Origin of the sequence: Enterococcus sp. AZ156, assembly GCF_051714165.1 — a bacterium.
Taxonomy (GTDB): domain Bacteria; phylum Bacillota; class Bacilli; order Lactobacillales; family Enterococcaceae; genus Enterococcus_B; species Enterococcus_B pernyi.
On sequence record NZ_JBIORI010000001.1, the window covers coordinates 927,701 to 944,797 of the forward strand.

At 37.4% G+C, this 17,097-nt stretch carries 17 protein-coding genes; 15 read left to right on the forward strand and 2 right to left on the reverse strand.

The genetic code is table 11. The features are described from left to right. The first annotated feature begins 51 nt into the window (after positions 1 to 51). On the forward strand, positions 52 to 216 hold the full coding sequence (locus IGJ95_RS04480; RefSeq protein ID WP_010735955.1) for a hypothetical protein: 165 nt from the start codon (positions 52 to 54) through the stop codon (positions 214 to 216). A gap of 60 nt (positions 217 to 276) precedes the next feature. Here IGJ95_RS04480 and IGJ95_RS04485 read toward each other — a convergent pair whose 3' ends face one another. Next, a complete protein-coding gene (locus tag IGJ95_RS04485) occupies positions 277 to 1,509 on the reverse strand; it encodes an aminopeptidase (protein WP_023519362.1) in 1,233 nt (410 codons plus the stop codon). A gap of 260 nt (positions 1,510 to 1,769) precedes the next feature. Here IGJ95_RS04485 and IGJ95_RS04490 point away from each other — a divergent pair, with 260 nt between their 5' ends. Beyond that, positions 1,770 to 2,339, forward strand: a complete 570-nt coding sequence (locus IGJ95_RS04490; RefSeq protein ID WP_010735953.1) for a TetR/AcrR family transcriptional regulator — start codon at positions 1,770 to 1,772, stop codon at positions 2,337 to 2,339. A 113-nt stretch (positions 2,340 to 2,452) separates the two neighbouring features. On the opposite strand, the gene IGJ95_RS04495 is transcribed toward IGJ95_RS04490, so the two are convergent. After that, positions 2,453 to 2,896, reverse strand: coding sequence for a flavodoxin (locus IGJ95_RS04495; protein ID WP_010735952.1), 444 nt, complete (start codon positions 2,894 to 2,896; stop codon positions 2,453 to 2,455). Positions 2,897 to 3,058: 162 nt separating this feature from the next. Here IGJ95_RS04495 and map point away from each other — a divergent pair, with 162 nt between their 5' ends. The 13 genes from map to IGJ95_RS04560 all read left to right on the forward strand — a co-directional run bounded on the left by map (position 3,059) and on the right by IGJ95_RS04560 (position 17,090). Then, the gene (gene map, locus IGJ95_RS04500; protein ID WP_019722607.1) at positions 3,059 to 3,823 is read left to right on the forward strand and encodes a type I methionyl aminopeptidase; all 765 of its coding nucleotides are present in this window, start codon (positions 3,059 to 3,061) and stop codon (positions 3,821 to 3,823) included. Positions 3,824 to 4,155: 332 nt separating this feature from the next. Continuing rightward, positions 4,156 to 5,079, forward strand: coding sequence for a YihY/virulence factor BrkB family protein (locus tag IGJ95_RS04505; RefSeq protein ID WP_010735950.1), 924 nt, complete (start codon positions 4,156 to 4,158; stop codon positions 5,077 to 5,079). Between the two features lie 77 nt (positions 5,080 to 5,156). Next, entirely contained in the window at positions 5,157 to 6,287 is a 1,131-nt protein-coding gene (locus IGJ95_RS04510; protein WP_010735949.1) for an MraY family glycosyltransferase, read from the forward strand. Further along, positions 6,287 to 7,087 (forward strand): glycosyltransferase, encoded by an 801-nt coding sequence (locus tag IGJ95_RS04515; RefSeq protein WP_010735948.1) that lies wholly within the window; start codon positions 6,287 to 6,289, stop codon positions 7,085 to 7,087. Before IGJ95_RS04510 ends, IGJ95_RS04515 begins: the two co-directional genes overlap by 1 nt. Further along, complete coding sequence (locus IGJ95_RS04520; RefSeq protein ID WP_023519363.1) at positions 7,087 to 7,914, forward strand: glycosyltransferase; 828 nt, start codon at positions 7,087 to 7,089, stop codon at positions 7,912 to 7,914. Before IGJ95_RS04515 ends, IGJ95_RS04520 begins: the two co-directional genes overlap by 1 nt. Before the next feature lie 4 nt (positions 7,915 to 7,918). Further along, a complete protein-coding gene (locus IGJ95_RS04525; RefSeq protein WP_023519364.1) occupies positions 7,919 to 8,629 on the forward strand; it encodes a glycosyltransferase family 2 protein in 711 nt (236 codons plus the stop codon). A gap of 98 nt (positions 8,630 to 8,727) precedes the next feature. Then, on the forward strand, positions 8,728 to 9,594 hold the full coding sequence (gene rfbA / locus IGJ95_RS04530) for a glucose-1-phosphate thymidylyltransferase RfbA (protein WP_010735945.1): 867 nt from the start codon (positions 8,728 to 8,730) through the stop codon (positions 9,592 to 9,594). 13 nt (positions 9,595 to 9,607) lie between these two features. Beyond that, the gene (gene rfbC / locus IGJ95_RS04535) at positions 9,608 to 10,180 is read left to right on the forward strand and encodes a dTDP-4-dehydrorhamnose 3,5-epimerase (RefSeq protein ID WP_010735944.1); all 573 of its coding nucleotides are present in this window, start codon (positions 9,608 to 9,610) and stop codon (positions 10,178 to 10,180) included. Between the two features lie 23 nt (positions 10,181 to 10,203). Continuing rightward, complete coding sequence (rfbB, locus tag IGJ95_RS04540) at positions 10,204 to 11,232, forward strand: dTDP-glucose 4,6-dehydratase (RefSeq protein WP_010735943.1); 1,029 nt, start codon at positions 10,204 to 10,206, stop codon at positions 11,230 to 11,232. Between the two features lie 451 nt (positions 11,233 to 11,683). Next, on the forward strand, positions 11,684 to 12,535 hold the full coding sequence (rfbD, locus tag IGJ95_RS04545) for a dTDP-4-dehydrorhamnose reductase (protein ID WP_153830337.1): 852 nt from the start codon (positions 11,684 to 11,686) through the stop codon (positions 12,533 to 12,535). A gap of 46 nt (positions 12,536 to 12,581) precedes the next feature. Next, complete coding sequence (locus tag IGJ95_RS04550; protein ID WP_023519367.1) at positions 12,582 to 14,597, forward strand: DUF7657 domain-containing protein; 2,016 nt, start codon at positions 12,582 to 12,584, stop codon at positions 14,595 to 14,597. A gap of 118 nt (positions 14,598 to 14,715) precedes the next feature. After that, positions 14,716 to 15,945, forward strand: coding sequence for an EpaQ family protein (locus IGJ95_RS04555; protein ID WP_143352709.1), 1,230 nt, complete (start codon positions 14,716 to 14,718; stop codon positions 15,943 to 15,945). Between the two features lie 338 nt (positions 15,946 to 16,283). Continuing rightward, positions 16,284 to 17,090 (forward strand): ABC transporter permease, encoded by an 807-nt coding sequence (locus IGJ95_RS04560; RefSeq protein ID WP_019722596.1) that lies wholly within the window; start codon positions 16,284 to 16,286, stop codon positions 17,088 to 17,090. Positions 17,091 to 17,097: the final 7 nt, after the last annotated feature.

A 17,097-nucleotide genomic window follows, 5' to 3' on the forward strand; every position in this document is an offset into this window, starting at 1 on the left:
AATAAAGGAATCCTGAGTGGTAGAATGAGGGTGATAAAGGGGGTTTTGATTATGTCTGATAAGCCAAAAGAAGAAGTAATTGCAGAACGTTTAGATGAAGCAAAAAGAGAACGTGAAGAAATTACGAAAGAGGCAATCCAAAAACACGAAGAAGAAAAACCTGTAGAAAAAGAAAGTCGCAAATTTACGTTTACTAAAAAAGAAGATTTATTATAAACATATCTATGGAAAAACAAAAAAAGTTCTGGGATTTCCAGATCTTTTTTTGTTTTATTATTACGCCCAGTCGCCATTTCTGAAGATCGGCACGCGTGAGCCATCTTCGCGGATACCATCAATATCCATTTTATCTGAACCAACCATGAAATCCACATGCGTCTGGCTTCGATTCAAGCCTGCAGCTGCCAATTCTTCATCGGTCATTTCTGTTCCACCTTGCACACTAAACGCATAGGCTGAACCAAGTGCTAAATGGTTTGAAGCATTTTCGTCGAATAATGTGTTATAGAAAATGATACCAGATTGTGAAATCGGTGAAGGATCAGGAACTAGAGCAACTTCGCCTAAACGACGTGCACCTTCATCGGTATCTAGTAGTTTTGCCAAGACTTCTTGTCCTTGTTCCGCTGAAAAATCAACGACTTTACCGTCTTTAAATGTAAATTTCATTCCAGTAATGGTCGTTCCTGCATAACTTAAAGGTTTCGTACTTGAGATATACCCATCCACGCGATGACTATCAGGTGCGGTGAAGACTTCTTCTGTTGGCATGTTTGCCATGAATTTTTCATCACGAGCATTATAGCTTCCAGCGCCTTCCCACAAGTGATTTTTCGGCAAGCCAATTACGATATCTGTCCCTGGGGCAGTATAATGTAAAGCTGTAAATTGTTCTTTGTTCAATTCTTCTGCTTTTGTCGCTAGTTTTTCATCGTGATTTTTCCAAGCAATTACAGGATCAGATTCATAAATGCGAGTCGTTTTGAAAATCTCATCCCATAATGCGTCGACTTGTTCTTCCCCTGGTAGATCAGGGAATACTTTTGCTGCCCACTGTTTCCCAGCAGCTGCGACAACTGTCCAACTTACTTTATTTGATTGTGTCGCTTTTCTTAGATTCATCAATGCTTTTCCAACTGCTGATTGATAAGTGGCTACACGATCATTGTCAACTCCTGCGAATGCATCTGGATCAGAAGAAACAACGCTGATTCTGCTCGCACCTTTTTCAATCCAATCATCTGCTTGATCGATTTTATATTGTGGAACTGTAGAGATTCGATCATCTGCAGCGTGAGTCAAGAATTCTTTTTGAATGATATCATCTGTCCATTGAACGATCACCTCATCTGCACCTAATTGGTAAGCCTCTTTCGTGATCAATCGGGCTAATTCCGCTTGCTCTACATTGATTTGTAAGACTACTGTGTGCCCTTTCGATACATTGACCCCTGTTTCTGCAATTAAACGGGCGTATTTTTTTAAATTAACATTAAAATCAGCTAACATAATTAAATTCCTCCTCATCGTATTTTTTGTAATTCCTCATTGTATGATAACATTTTATTAGAAGTGAAACAAATAAACATCTGATAAAATAATCATTTGTTTTTAATTAGAAAACACAAAAAAGCGTTGATATCCGAGTATAATGACAGAAAAATTTGTAAAAAATAAAAAAACAAGTTTTGCTTATTGAAAAAAAATGGTACAATAGTATTAATCAATGGTGGAAGCGTTATAAAAAATTTCAAGGAGATTAGAAAATTATGGCAAGAAAAAAAACGATAACAAAGGAGCAGATTTTGGCAGCCGCCTATGAAGTTGCTGCCAATGAAGGATTTTCAAAATTCACTGCGAGAAACATTGCAAATAAAATGAACTGTTCTACTCAACCAATCTATCTAGAGTTTAAAAATATGGATGATTTGAAACACGCGCTATTTGAGCAAATCTACGATTATCTAAAATACGAAGTCTTTCCTGTAGAACATACCGGCAATACGATTGTCGATCTAGCGTTGAATTACATCCATTTCGCAAATCGTGAAAAGAAATTATATAGCTCACTTTACTTGGAAGAGTATGGCGGCGGAAGAGAGATGCAAAATTTCTCCTATAATTACTTTATGGACGTAGTGAAAGAAGATCCAAAATACATGGACTTGTCAGATGATAAACTAGTCTCGCTTCACAATGGGACTTGGATCATTGCAACAGGTATCGCAGCTTTGATGTCATCGAATATCATCCATCCGACGGATACACAAATCGAGAAGATGATCCAAGATAGCATCAATGCCATTTTAAGCTTAAAAGATCCGATTGAAGTAGACTGATCTGCTTATTTGAAAAATTGATCGACCCCATTTGATAGTAATGCCTTGATTTACAAAACGTAATGCTTCTAAATAAAAAGAAGGATGTGGTAAACACATCCTTCTTTTTGTGATTAAGATAACATGGATACAAGAGATTTTGCGAACGCTTCAAGATTTTCAATATCTTCTTCCTCAGCGTTTAAATCAACTTTCACGCTTTCGGCACCTTTAACAGCACCAGTTTTTGCAAAGGCAGCATCAAAATCGTCCACTGACTTACAAAACTCATCATAGAAAGTATCTCCAGAGCCACACACACCGTAGATTTTTCCAGGTAATTCAAGTTCTTGTAAATCTTCATAAAAATCAACGATTTCGTCCGGTAGATCACCGTCATCGTATGTATAAGTAGCAACTACGCAAATATCTGCTTCTTGAAAGTCTTCTGCATCTACTTGTGTGCATTCATTGATTTCAACATCGATATCCATATTTTCCAGAGCCTCTGCAACAATATCGGCGATTTCTTCCGTGTTACCAGTCATACTTGCATAAACGATTTTTGCTAAAGCCATAAGGCGCCTCCTAAATTTTAATGAATAGCATTTCAACAACTACCAATTATACCAAAAGTTTGAGAAAAAGGAAGCAAGATTTATAAAGGTACTATGGGATTTGGCTAAATACTTCCTACTATGTTAAAATAAAAAGGATTTGTAAAAAGGAGACGAGAATAGATGATAACATTAAAATCAGCACGTGAGATCGAAGCAATGGCAGAGTCTGGTGCATTATTAGCAGATGTCCATAAAAATCTGCGAGACTTCATTAAACCAGGAGTAACTAGTTGGGATATCGAAGTATTTGTACGTAATTATATCGAAAGTCATGGCGGAGTCGCTGCCCAAATTGGATTTGAAGGATATGAATATGCGACGTGTATCAGTATCAATGATGAGATCTGTCATGGTTTTCCTCGGAAAAAACCACTTAAAAGTGGCGACTTAGTGAAAGTGGATATGTGTATTGACTTAAAAGGCGGAATCTCTGATTCTTGCTGGGCATATGTGGTGGGTGAATCCACACCTGAAATTGATCGATTGATGGAAGTGACAAAAAAAGCACTATATATCGGCATTGAGCAAGCGCAAGTTGGTAATCGTATTGGGGATATTGGTCATGCGATCCAAACGTACGTCGAAGGAGAAAATCTAGGAATCGTACGAGACTTTGTTGGACATGGAGTAGGACCAACGATCCATGAAGAACCAACTATTCCTCACTATGGTGAACCAGGTAAAGGATTACGTTTAAAAGAAGGTATGGTCATTACGATCGAGCCAATGGTCAATACAGGAACATGGAAAATGAAAATGGACCCAAATGGTTGGACAGCTTATACCAGAGATGGTGGATTATCTTGCCAATATGAACACACATTGGCTATCACCAAAGATGGTCCAAGAATCTTGACTTCTCAAGGTGAAGAAGGAACTTATTAAGTTCTTCTTTCAACGAACAGTTTGCAAACTGTTTAATTAAATGGAGAAAGTTGTGGATGACCTTCTTCTTCAAATAATGGATAAAAGTTGTAGGAAAGCTAGTAACTAAGATAGTAGGGTGGCAATTGGAAAAATATGTCTATTATTTTCTGGTTTGCCACCCTTTTCCTCAGTGTTATTAGCTTTTTTTACAACCTAGATAAACGGTGTTCGAAAAGCTGACCTTCAACATTAAGCTAAAAAATCAAAAAATATGGGGAGCTATTTTCTGATTTTCTATCTTACTGCTCAGGTCAAAGCGCTTTTCTCACAACCTTGAACAGGAGATTACTATGAATATTTTGAATAAAATAAAACAACATAAGAATTTAATGCGTTTTATTGAGACGACGCAAAAGAGGATCGTTGATTCTGAAATGGGAACGACTTCAGTAGTTGTGGCTTATTATTTACTCTTATCTTTGTTTCCATTGATTATTGCGCTTGGAAATATTCTACCGTATCTTCAAATCGATCAAGAAACTGTCTTGACTTATATTCGCCAAGTGATTCCTGAAACGATCTATCAGTTTATTGGACCGGCGGTAAAAAATTTGTTGACACAAAGTTCTGGTAGTTTGTTGTCATTGTCAGCTATTGCAGCTTTATGGTCAGCTAGTCAGAGTATCAATGCATTACAGATTGCCATGAATAAAGCGTATGGAGTTGAAAATAGAGAAAATTTCATCATTGTCCGTTTCTTTTCCTTAATAGTTATCATCTTGTTCATGATTGCGATTAGTGGTGTCACTTTAGTGCTTGGATTAGGACAAATGATTTTAGAGGCGATTCAACCGATCTTTAAAATACCTGTAAACTTTATTGACCAATTCCAAACATTGAAATGGCCGATTACTTTGGTGGCTTTATTTGTGATCATGTTTATGATTTATTGGATTGTACCAAACGCGCAATTGAAATTTAAAGCAGTGATTCCTGGTGCTGTATTTGCAACGACTGGTTGGATGTTGTTGTCACAAGTTTTTGGAATTTATGCTCGTTATTTTGCAACGCGTGTGAGCGGTTATCAAATCATCGGAAGTTTTATCGTTTTGATGCTTTGGTTAAACTTTGCTGCGACGATCATTATTCTTGGTGGAATCATCAATGCTGTTGTGCAAGAGTACATAACAGGAAACGAAATAAAAGAACGAAGAAGCATCACATCAACATGGCTTGGTAAACTAAAAAATAAATTTTCTCAAAAAAAGAATTAGAAACACGAGTTCTTATTGTAAAATAGCGACAGTGTTTTATAATTATTAATGACTCTTTAAATAAAGTAGGTGCCCGTATGCTGGTTTCTTTTAGTATTGTAATAAAGATTTTTTTGACAATTTTATTGTCTTTGATATTGACCCCCATTTTTAAAATAATTTCAGTTCAAACTGGAATGGTCGATAAACCGAATGAACGACGAATAAACAAAGTGCCGATGCCTTCAGCTGGTGGCTTACCTATCTTTGTTTCCTTCGTGATATCTAGTTTGTTTTTATTCAAAGATATCATCCCTAAATTTTATATTCTACCTATATTATTGGCTGCGTCCGTCATCGTATTGACCGGATTACTTGATGACAAATATGAACTTTCACCTAAGCAAAAAAGTATTGGTATTTTATTAGCGGCTTTGATCATCTATTTTGTCGCTGATATCAGGATCGATTCTTTTACCTTACCGTTCTTAGGATATATCCAATTAGGTTGGCTTAGTTTTCCTGTCACCATTTTTTGGATTTTTGGGATCACTAATGCAGTCAATTTGATTGATGGTTTAGATGGCTTAGCAGCAGGGATATCTTTGATTGGCTTGATGACCATTGGTATTATTGGTTACTTTTTTTTACATGCCTCAACAGTTTATATACCTATAGTTATTTTTTGTTTAGTCGCAAGTATCATCGGCTTTTTTCCTTACAATTTTTATCCTGCCAAAATTTATTTAGGGGATACAGGTGCACTTTTCTTAGGCTTTATGATGGCGGTTTTATCATTGCAAGGATTAAAGAATGTTACTTTCGTTTCATCGATTTCTTTGTTGATCATCATGGGGGTACCTGTTACAGATACTTTTTTTGCAATCATTCGTAGAAAAGCGAATCGAGTATCATTTTCTACGGCAGATAAGAAGCATTTGCATCATCGATTGCTCGCTTTAGGCTTTACCCATAAAGGAGCTGTTTTGACGATCTACTCCATCGCTTTGATGTTTTCATTTACTGCAATGATCATGAATTATACGGGAAGTCTTGGAACGATTGCTTTGTTCTTAGTGATGCTATTTGCTGCTATTTTATTATTTGAATTGATCGGATTGATCAATGAAAAATACCAATTCATTCTAAAAACATTACGGTTTTTAGGGAATAAAGAATACCGTACACAAGTGATGCAGAAATACTTTAAGAAATGGAAAAGACCTTAATGGAGAACAATAAAAAAAAGCCGATTTTAATTAGCATTGTGACAGCAAATAGTAAAAAAATATTCCAGACATTAGATACGATCATTGCGACGATCGGTGAAGAACCGGCAATTGAATTTCAAATTTTTGATAATAACTCGACACCTGAATACCAAGAACGATTACGCGAATATTTAAAATATCCGTTCATGAATATTTATTTCAATAATGAAAACCGAGGCTTTGGATTTGGTCATAACCATACCTTGCTCCAAAGCGCTGCAAAATATGCGGTGATTTTTAATCCAGATATTTTAGTAGATGAGCAGACGGTGATCGACCTGGTTGCGCTCTTAGAAACGCATCCTGAATGTGCGATGTTGGCACCTAAAATCTTGAATGAAGATGGGACGACTCAATACTTGATTAGACAGCGTTTAGCTCTATTCGACTATGTACTACGTTTCATTCCTTTCAAATTTGTCAAAAAAATGTTTGATCGGCGATTGAATCGCTTTGAATGTCGTGATTTGCCAGAGGATCGTGATTCTTATGTGCGCATGATTTCTGGTAGTTTTATGGTAGTAGATGTTGCGAAATTTAAATCAATCAATGGGTTTGATACTCGCTACTTTATGTATTTTGAAGATAATGATCTTTGTTTAAGTTTTGAAAAAGCAAACGAAAAGATCCTTTATACGCCACGTTATAGTGCCATCCATCTATATGGAAAAGGGGCGCATCGTAACTTCAAACTTTTTCGAATATTTTTAAATTCAATGATGAAATTCTTCCATAAGTGGGGGTGGACTTTCTTCTAATGACACCAGAAATAGCAGTAGTGATCGTATTGTATCACCAAAAAATCAACCAATCGCCTTCTTACGATTATTTAAAAGCAGCTATCCAAGCTGGGACAGTGGAGTTAGTTATTTTTGATAATAGTCCTGTTGCACATGCTGATGTGCTTTATTCAGAAAAGAACGTCCATTATCATCATGATCCAGCAAATCCAGGCCTAGCGGTTGCTTACAATTATGCAATTGACCACATTTCAGATACGGTACAGACACTTATAACATTAGATCAGGACACTCAGTTAGGTACTGATTATTTGGAAACTGTAGCCGAACTCACTTGGACAAAGGAGCGAGTAGCTGCGGTCCCCTTAGTATTTTCTGGTACAAAACAAATCTCTCCGGTGTGGGCAGACCACTATATCAATCGCCACTTCGAAGTGATCGAAGAGCCAGTAGTAACACGTCAACGGATTATGGCAATCAATTCTGGCGCGGCATTCTCGCTCACATTTTTAAGAGAGATCAATGGTTATAATACAGTGTTCCCACTCGATTTTTTAGATCATTGGCTTTTTTGGCAAATCAAACAATTAAACAAAGAAATTGTAGTTTTAGCCACTAGCATGACTCATGATCTCTCAGTATTAGATTATAAAAAAGTTAACGTAACACGCTATCAGTCGATATTGGCTGCTGAGTCGATCTTTTACCAAGAATACGACCGTCAGCATTTAATGCAACATCGGAAGCAGTTAGTATTAAGAATGACAAAGCAATTTTTGACTGTCAAGAATCGTCAAATCTGGCGAATGACTTTACGTTCGTTTGTTGATAATTGGAAGGTGTGAAATGATGCGATCGGTTTGTATAGCAACCTTTAATGGTGGCGCGTATTTAAAAGAACAATTGGATAGTATCTTAAAGCAACTTTCTCCAGAAGATGAAGTGATTATTTCGGATGATGGTTCAGTCGATGATACTTGGTCGATCTTAACAGAATATGCACATAATGATCCACGTATCAAACTTTTTGAAGGTCCCAAACAAGGTTTGATCAAAAATTTTGGCTTTGCGATTGAACAAGCTCAGGGAGACCTGATATTTTTAGCAGATCAAGATGATGTATGGTTAGATGGGAAAGTAGAGAAAATCACACAATACTTTAGCCTTCATCCAAAACAACTAGTAGTTATTTCAGATTTAGTGATCGTAGATAGCCAGTTGAATGAGATCCATTCCTCATACTTTACCTTTAGGAGATCCAAAGAAGGCTGGTTGACGAATTTGATTCGTAGTAACTATATCGGTGCAGGGATGGCTTTTCGCTCTTCATTAAAAGAGACGATCTTACCGATACCTGACAATGTACCGATGCATGATATGTGGATCGGTTTGCTGGCGGGGAATCATGCGGGCTTTATTCGAGAACCGCTGACTCTTTATCGGCGACACGATTTTAATGCAAGTGAAATTGAAACGAAGAGTAGTTGGCGCCAGAAAATCACTTGGCGGATTCATTTGATCCAAGCACTCATTCAGCGGAAATGGAAAAAATATCCCTAAAAGATATTGTTAAATTCTCAAGAAATCCATGACAAATAGTAGGATTGATGAGATAATAACGAAAGTGAAAATTTAAAGAAAAAGGAGCGCTTATATTCATGAAAGGAATCATCCTTGCGGGAGGAAGCGGAACACGCTTGTATCCACTAACAAAGGCAACCTCGAAACAGTTGATGCCAGTCTACGATAAACCAATGATCTATTATCCAATGTCTATTTTGATGTTGGCAGGTATCAAGGAGATATTGATTATTTCAACACCTCAAGATACCCCACGCTTTAAAGAATTATTTGGAAATGGGCATGATCTAGGTATTCACCTTGAATACGCGGTTCAAGAGAGTCCCGATGGCCTAGCTCAAGCTTTTATCATTGGGGAAGAATTTATTGGCGATGATAGTGTTTGTCTTGTTTTAGGAGATAATATCTACTATGGTGGTGGACTATCAAAAATGTTGCAACGTGCTGCCTCTAGAGAAAGTGGAGCGACTGTTTTCGGGTATCATGTTAATGATCCGGAACGTTTTGGTGTGGTCGAATTTGATGAAAATATGCAAGCTCTCTCTATTGAAGAGAAACCAACAGAACCAAAATCAAATTATGCTGTCACAGGACTTTATTTCTACGACAACGATGTGATTTCAATTGCAAAAGAAATCAAACCATCTGAGCGTGGCGAACTAGAGATCACTGACGTCAACAAAGCATATTTAGAAAGAGGAAAACTTTCTGTAGAGATTATGGGACGTGGTTTTGCTTGGTTAGATACAGGCACGCATGAATCTTTACTTGAAGCCTCTACATTTATTGAAACGATTGAAAAGCGTCAAAACTTAAAAGTTGCTTGTTTAGAAGAGGTGGCTTATCGAATGGGCTATATCGACAAACAACAATTAGCTGTTTTGGCAGAACCACTGAAAAAAAATCAATATGGTCAATATTTATTAAGATTGGCTGCTGAATAAGGAGTTTTTAGTGATGAAAGTGACGGATACTAAATTAACAGATGTTAAAATTATCGAAATGGATGTTTTTGGGGACCATCGTGGTTTCTTTACAGAAAGCTATTCAAAAGCAAAATTTGCGGAACATGGATTAGATTTTGATTTTGTCCAAGACAATCACTCTCTATCTGCTGAAGCCGGAGTGATTCGTGGTTTGCATTTTCAAAAAGGGGCATCCGCTCAAACAAAATTGATCCGTGTCACTTCAGGAGCAGTCTTAGATGTGATCGTCGATATTCGTAAAGGTAGTCCAACCTATGGACAGTGGGAAAGTTATATCTTATCTGAACATAATCATCGTCAATTACTTGTACCCAAGGGATACGCACATGGGTTCGTGACATTGACACCAAATGTGAATTTCCTTTATAAATGCGATAATTATTATGATGCCGCAGCAGACGGTGGGATCGCATTTGACGATCCAGAGTTAGCGATTGATTGGCCAATCGATCTTTCAAAAGCGATCATGTCTGAAAAAGATCATAATCATCCTACACTGAAAGAATTTGAAGCAGAAAACCCATTTGTTTATGGTGAAATCTAACATTTGATGAGGAGAAATATTAAATGAAAAATATCATTGTTACTGGTGGAGCAGGCTTCATTGGATCAAATTTTGTACATTATGTTGTACAAAACCACCCAGAAGTACATGTGACAGTCTTAGATAAATTAACTTATGCAGGAAACAAAGAAAATCTAGCAGGATTGCCAACTGATCGTGTGGAGCTAGTTGTCGGAGATATTGCAGATGCAGAATTAGTCGATCGATTAGTGGAAAAAGCAGATGCAGTGGTTCATTATGCTGCTGAATCACATAATGATAATTCTCTTAAAGATCCGTTTCCGTTTGTACACACGAACATCATTGGTACGTATACATTGCTAGAAGCTTGCCGTAAGTACGATGTTCGTTATCATCATGTTTCTACGGATGAAGTCTATGGTGACCTACCATTACGTGAAGATTTACCAGGTCATGGAGAGGGTGAAGGTGAGAAGTTCACTGCGGAAACACCTTACAACCCGTCCAGCCCCTATTCTTCAACAAAAGCTGGTTCTGATTTATTAGTGAAAGCTTGGGTTCGTTCATTTGGACTAAAGGCGACAATCTCAAATTGTTCCAATAACTATGGACCTTATCAACACATTGAAAAATTCATTCCACGCCAAATCACCAATATTTTAAGTGGTATCCAACCTAAGTTATACGGAGAAGGAAAAAATGTTCGTGATTGGATCCATACGAATGACCACTCTTCTGCCGTATGGTTGATCCTAACCAAAGGGAATATTGGGGAAACCTATTTGATTGGCGCTGATGGCGAGGAAGACAACAAAACCGTATTGGAAATGATCTTAGAAATGATGGGTCAGCCTAAAGATGCCTATGAACATGTCAAAGATCGTGCTGGCCATGATTTGCGTTATGCGATCGACTCAACCAAGCTTCGACAAGAACTTGGTTGGCAACCAGAGTTCACTAATTTCCGTGATGGTTTAGCAGAAACTATCAAGTGGTACGAAGAGAACCAAGAATGGTGGCAAAAAGAGAAAGAAGCAGTTGAAGCAGCTTACGCTAAAAATGGACAATAAGAGGCGAGAAATCGAATTCCCTCGAACAAGCTGCGTAGATAAGAGTCAGAGACTTCCTCTTATCAGATGTTTTTCTTGCTTGAATAGATAGCTTGAGAGACTCAACCTCTTTTTAAATAGTCATTGAAGGGGCACTGCGTTTAACTGACGCTGCCCCTTTTTTCATGAAAAATTTTTTAAGAACGCTGGATGGATGCTCATCCTCTCGAAAAGCGAGAACCGATATGGTAGAATAAGCTTGGTTCTTAGAACGTGGTTGGCACATAAGTGTTCTGCCGTTGTTTGGGGATAAGGGGAAATAATGAGACCGTTATTTTTGTCCAATACTCCGAACAAACAGTTGAATGAATCGAACTTCAAAGATAAAGCGTTCATTAAAGACAACATGATAGCTAATGATATTTTTACAAAAAAAAGTTTAAAAATAAATAAATCAAGGAGCGATTGCGTTATGTTTTTATTAACAGGTGGAAATGGTCAACTTGGTACCGAGTTACGTCATTTATTAGATGAGAAAGGGTTAGATTATGTTTCGACTGACGCCCAAGAACTGGATATCACGGATGCAGAAAAAACAATGGCTTATATCACAGACTTAAAGCCTGAAGTCATCTTCCATTGTGCAGCCTATACTGCTGTCGATAAAGCAGAAGACGAAGGAAAAGAAATAGATGAAAAAATCAATGTAGACGGAACGAGAAATGTTGCATTGGCAGCGAAAGCAGTGAATGCAACATTGATTTATATCAGTACCGATTATGTCTTTGATGGTAAAAAAGAAGATGAAGAATATCTAGAAGATGATGCAACGAATCCATTGAATGAATATGGTCGTACAAAACTACTAGGCGAACAAGCAGTGCAGGAAATTTTAGAAGATTATTATATTATTCGTACGTCATGGGTATTTGGTGTATATGGTCATAACTTTGTTTATACGATGCAACGTTTGGCACAAACCCACGATCGATTAACAGTGGTCAATGACCAATTTGGACGTCCGACATGGACACGCACACTGGCTGAATTTATGGTTTATGTAATCGAAGAAAAAGTACCATATGGTGTCTATCATCTATCAAACGAGAATAGTTGTTCATGGTATGAATTCGCAAAAGAAATCTTAAAAGATACAGCAGTAGAAGTAGCTCCTGTTACTTCAGCCGAATATCCACAAAAAGCAACACGTCCACAATATTCAGTGATGAGCCTGAAGAAAACGGAAGATCTTGGTTTTGTTATTCCAACGTGGCAAGAAGCACTTGAACAAATGTTACAAGCTTCTGAAAAATTAAACAAATAAGGTTTTTCCTTAGAAAAAAGAAACAACGAAGAAATTGGAGAATTTTATGGAAAAACAAACAAGAAGTGCAAGGCGAGATAAATCACGAGAACCGGAGACAGAACAGACGAATCTATTTTTAGATATCCTATTGAAATTACGTTATGTGATTGGCTTATTGGTGATCGTTATCGTTGTGACCTTCAACTTGAATGGTAGCTCGATCGGTAGCTGGGATAACTATGTATCCCAAAGAGATGACGGGAAAAAGACGGATGTTATTTTTGGTCAAAATCGAGAAGTTCGTTCAGATGAATGGCTAGTCCAAACGCCTTTTTATTTCTCTCAAGCAGAATCGGGTTATCCGGTCATCAACGAAGATTATTCGTTGAATGGTCAAAATATGATTATTGCCTACAATTCACCAGTAAAAGATATCACTGTTATCGGTAAACCATTTAACTGGGGATTCTTCTTTTTGGGAAGGGATCGAGGATTGTCCTTTTATTGGGCAATGAAACTGGTAGTCATGGTCCTGTTAGGATTTGAACTCCTGATGATCTTAACGAAAAGAAACAAGCCACTTTCGTTGATTGGGTCATTTGCATTGACCTTCTCACCAGCTGTTCAATGGTGGTTCATGCAACACGTTGGCGATTTGATTTTCTTTACAATTGGTTTAATGGTCGCCTTTTATCATTATTTTTATCAACATGAAAAAAAGTGGCTGCGTGCATTGATGATGTTATTAGTGGTCATATTCGGTCTCGGATTTATCTTAGTTATCTATCCGGCCCATCAAGTGATGCTCGCCTATCTATTAGTTTTTTATTTTGTCGGTTTACTGATCTATTACCGCAAAAAAATACAATGGGATTGGTTTGACGCTGTATTGATTACTGCTGCGTTGTTGTTTATTGGTATTGTCATGTGGCATTTTTGGTCAATTTCTAAAGATGCGTTACTCGCCTCTTTGAATACGTTGTATCCTGGGAATCGAGTAAGTACAGGTGGTAAATGGAAATTTAGTGAATTTTTCTATTTCTTAACGAACTGGAAAATCCCATTCGAGGATATCAGTTTCTCAAATAATTCAGAAGTAGCACTATTTTACCATTTCTTCCCAACTGTCTTTTTAGCAAGTCCATTTGTCTTGTTTGGAAAAAAAGACGACGATCAAAAAAATATTGGTCGGATCTTAATGCTCTTTTGTCTCTTCGCGATTTTTTGGATCACCATTGGCTTACCTAGAACGATGGCTCAATTGACCTTGTTATCATTTGTCCCACCATTTCGTGCGATCTTAACTTTCAGCTTTGCTGCCTTTCTATTATCGATTTGGTTTATCGCGTACATTTGGAAACACGATGTCATCCCAACGTGGTATAAATTCGTCTTATTGATTGCTAATGCAGGTATCTATTACTATGCGTTACAAGGTTCCAAGATGGAAGGCTATTTCTCTGGCTTTGAGTTAATCAGTGTGATTGTTTTGGGAACACTCCTTTTAGCATTTGCACTGTTTCGACAACGCGTCTTTTTCTACCTTTCATTTAGTGCATTGATCATTGCTTCTGGTTTCTTTGTGAATCCAGTTGTCCAAGGAACAGGTGCGATTTTTGAAAAAACGTTAGCCAAGGAAATCCAAAAAATCGATCAACAGGATCCAGGTCAAGTATGGTTAACCGAAGATGAGCTCTATAATTTCACACCGGCTTTAGGGGTAAAGGCATTCAATACGGTCCGCTTTTATCCAGACAAAGCTGCATGGCAATTGATTGATCCAGAAGGGGAATATGAGCGTTTCTACAATCGTTATGCCCATACTAGAGCTTTTATTGCCAAAGAAGATACAGCCTTCAAGCTAGATCGTCCAGACATGTTCTCAGTGACTTTGAATTTTGATGATGCTGAAAAGTTAGGCATCAAATATGTCGTAACCAAGCGTCCATTAGATGACTATAATCAGCGTAATGAAGCGCAGTTCACTAAATTATATGGACCAGACGACGATGGGCACATGATCTATGAAGTAGCGTATCCAAACTATGCTACTTGGCAAACACAGTCTACTGGTCAATAAAAAACTTTTAGTTTGAAGAAGATGTGTGCAAAAAAAGAGGATATTGGATCAGTTAGAAATCATCGTGATAACGCTGATCCAATGATCCGTTTTTAAAAAGTATTATTTGGAAGAGGAGGTGGAAACCATTCAAACATTTGTCGAAAAATTCATAAATAAAATGAGTACTGGGATCTTGTTAATGATGCTAATCGCTCTTTTTTCTGTCTGGACGATCGGTATAGGCACACCAGCTACTTTATTTTTATATGAACATAGCGCACAGTTCGTCACTTTTGGTGTATTTGTCTTAACAGGACTGAATATCTATAAAGCAAGAGGATTTGACTTTTTTTATCTAGGAGCAGCAGTTGTAATCTTCGGTTTCTATACGTATTTCAGTGGAATACGAGAAGGTTCTTTGGCAGGTAATCTGTTGATCCCGATTTTGATTCTGATTGGATTGAGTGTAAAGTGGATCGAATTTGACAAAGTAGATCGGGGAATTTATTTGCTTGTCTTCTCATTTTTCCTTGCTGTGACGGTATATCGAGTATTTACAGAGATTCAAGTACCTGAAGGACAAAGTATATGGAACCAAGATAATAAATTATCCGATATTTGGATCAATACAAATACGATTGGCAGCTCGTTGATGATGCTTGGACTACTGATCAGTGGTTTCGCCAGTTCATTTGAACGTTGGTATATTCGGATCCTTGGAGTACCAGCGATCATTGCTGCATTTTTAGGAATCTGGGTATGTCAATCACGCTCGGCATTGATTGCGATCATCATTTTTGCTTTATTGGATATCTGGCCTAAAAGATTCTTTAAATTTATTCGTGCCCCTTTTATCGGCTATTTAGCTATTTTTAGCTTGGCGCTACCGATATCCTATTTAGCTGCCACTTCTGAAGAGATCAATCTCTTCACTGGAAGAGAGGGCATATGGCTGAAATTTTATCAAACGATTTCCGAGAGTACAGAGCAACTACTGGTTGGAATGAAGCCTTTTCTTTATTTTCGTGGGAATGAGGTTTTAGGTAATCACAATAGTTATAATTCTATTTTGAATTTATATGGATTGATAGGAATCGCAATTGTAGGGATTTTATTACTTGTTTTTGTTGGAAGACTAACACTGAAAGCTGATTATTCGAATGGACAGCTTACGTTCTTATGGGCATTCATGGCAGTAATGATCCAATCGTTTATGGAAGATACATTGACTTCTTTCCCTTGGGTACCTATCGGCTACTTGTTGTTAGCGATGGCAAGTCATCGTTACGATCAGCCACCAGGTAAGCAAATAAAAATACAAGAGGAAAATCAACTGTCAACTTCAAGACTTGCACGCTATCACTGAATTTGAAAATAAGGGGTGTGAGACAACAGCAACAATTATTTTGCCTGTCACCTTAGAATCGAATAAATGGTGGAAACAGGAGCAAGCACTTCGGAAATAAGGCTATACACTTCTGTCCCAATCTCAATCAAAAAAATAAAAACGTGGGTAAGCCTTTTTTGGCAGGCCCACGTTTTTTGCTTCATTGCAATTAAGTATCATCTTTTGTAAAATAGTAACGTTGACAAAAAGTTTGCTTAATAGAAAATTAAGAAACAACGAATATCGCAGTCCTTGGCTCAATATGTGGTAAAATGGCTGTTGACTGTAATTAATTGAAACTGCTTGGAGGAACACAAATGTTGAAAGATTTGTTTTTATTTATGAAGGATATCTATCAAAATCGAAAGCTATTACTTCAATTCTCGTTAAACGATTTTAAATCGCGTTTTGCGGGTTCATTTTTAGGGATTTTATGGGCGTTCATCAATCCCGTGTTTACGGTTCTCATTTACTGGTTAGTCTTTGGCTTCGGCTTGAAAGCGGCAATGACTGACGGGAAGTATCCGTTTATCGTCTATCTGATCACAGGGATGGTCCCATGGTTCTTTTTCTCAGATGCGTTTACCTCTACAACACTTGTTTTCCGAGAATACACCTATTTAGTGAAAAAAGTGGTATTCAATATCCGTATCTTACCAACAACTAAAATCCTTTCAAACTTGTACTCACATATGTTCTTTATTTTGATTGGTTTAGTCGTAACAATGGGACATGGTATTTTTCCAACGGTCATGTCTTTACAATTGATTTATTATCTATTTTGTATGGTTGCTTTTTTGACCGGATTGACGTGGTTGACCGCATCGATTCAACCTTTTATACCAGATATCATGCAATTTATCACAATTTTGCTACAGCTGATTATGTGGACGTTGCCGATTCTTTGGAGTCCTAGTCAATTTAATCCAGCAATCATAAAGATTCTAAAATTAAACCCACTGTATTATGTTGTTCAAGGTTACCGTGAATCATTTTTAAGTCAAGCTTGGTTCTGGGAACATGGTACTTATACAATCTATTTTTGGGTAGTTACATTAATCATGTTCGTAATCGGTTCCTTAGTGTTCCGTAGATTGAAACCACATTTTTCAGATGTGCTGTAAGGAGTAT

Excerpts from the sequence above, each read along its gene's own strand:
- IGJ95_RS04480 (WP_010735955.1), top strand. The coding sequence starts at position 52 with ATGTCTGATAAGCCAAAAGAAGAAGTAATTGCAGAACGTTTAGATGAA.
- IGJ95_RS04485 (WP_023519362.1), bottom strand. The coding sequence starts at position 1,509 with ATGTTAGCTGATTTTAATGTTAATTTAAAAAAATACGCCCGTTTAATT.
- IGJ95_RS04490 (WP_010735953.1), top strand. The coding sequence starts at position 1,770 with ATGGCAAGAAAAAAAACGATAACAAAGGAGCAGATTTTGGCAGCCGCC.
- IGJ95_RS04495 (WP_010735952.1), bottom strand. The coding sequence starts at position 2,896 with ATGGCTTTAGCAAAAATCGTTTATGCAAGTATGACTGGTAACACGGAA.
- map (WP_019722607.1), top strand. The coding sequence starts at position 3,059 with ATGATAACATTAAAATCAGCACGTGAGATCGAAGCAATGGCAGAGTCT.
- IGJ95_RS04505 (WP_010735950.1), top strand. The coding sequence starts at position 4,156 with ATGAATATTTTGAATAAAATAAAACAACATAAGAATTTAATGCGTTTT.
- IGJ95_RS04510 (WP_010735949.1), top strand. The coding sequence starts at position 5,157 with ATGCTGGTTTCTTTTAGTATTGTAATAAAGATTTTTTTGACAATTTTA.
- IGJ95_RS04515 (WP_010735948.1), top strand. The coding sequence starts at position 6,287 with ATGGAGAACAATAAAAAAAAGCCGATTTTAATTAGCATTGTGACAGCA.
- IGJ95_RS04520 (WP_023519363.1), top strand. The coding sequence starts at position 7,087 with ATGACACCAGAAATAGCAGTAGTGATCGTATTGTATCACCAAAAAATC.
- IGJ95_RS04525 (WP_023519364.1), top strand. The coding sequence starts at position 7,919 with ATGCGATCGGTTTGTATAGCAACCTTTAATGGTGGCGCGTATTTAAAA.
- rfbA (WP_010735945.1), top strand. The coding sequence starts at position 8,728 with ATGAAAGGAATCATCCTTGCGGGAGGAAGCGGAACACGCTTGTATCCA.
- rfbC (WP_010735944.1), top strand. The coding sequence starts at position 9,608 with ATGAAAGTGACGGATACTAAATTAACAGATGTTAAAATTATCGAAATG.
- rfbB (WP_010735943.1), top strand. The coding sequence starts at position 10,204 with ATGAAAAATATCATTGTTACTGGTGGAGCAGGCTTCATTGGATCAAAT.
- rfbD (WP_153830337.1), top strand. The coding sequence starts at position 11,684 with ATGTTTTTATTAACAGGTGGAAATGGTCAACTTGGTACCGAGTTACGT.
- IGJ95_RS04550 (WP_023519367.1), top strand. The coding sequence starts at position 12,582 with ATGGAAAAACAAACAAGAAGTGCAAGGCGAGATAAATCACGAGAACCG.
- IGJ95_RS04560 (WP_019722596.1), top strand. The coding sequence starts at position 16,284 with ATGTTGAAAGATTTGTTTTTATTTATGAAGGATATCTATCAAAATCGA.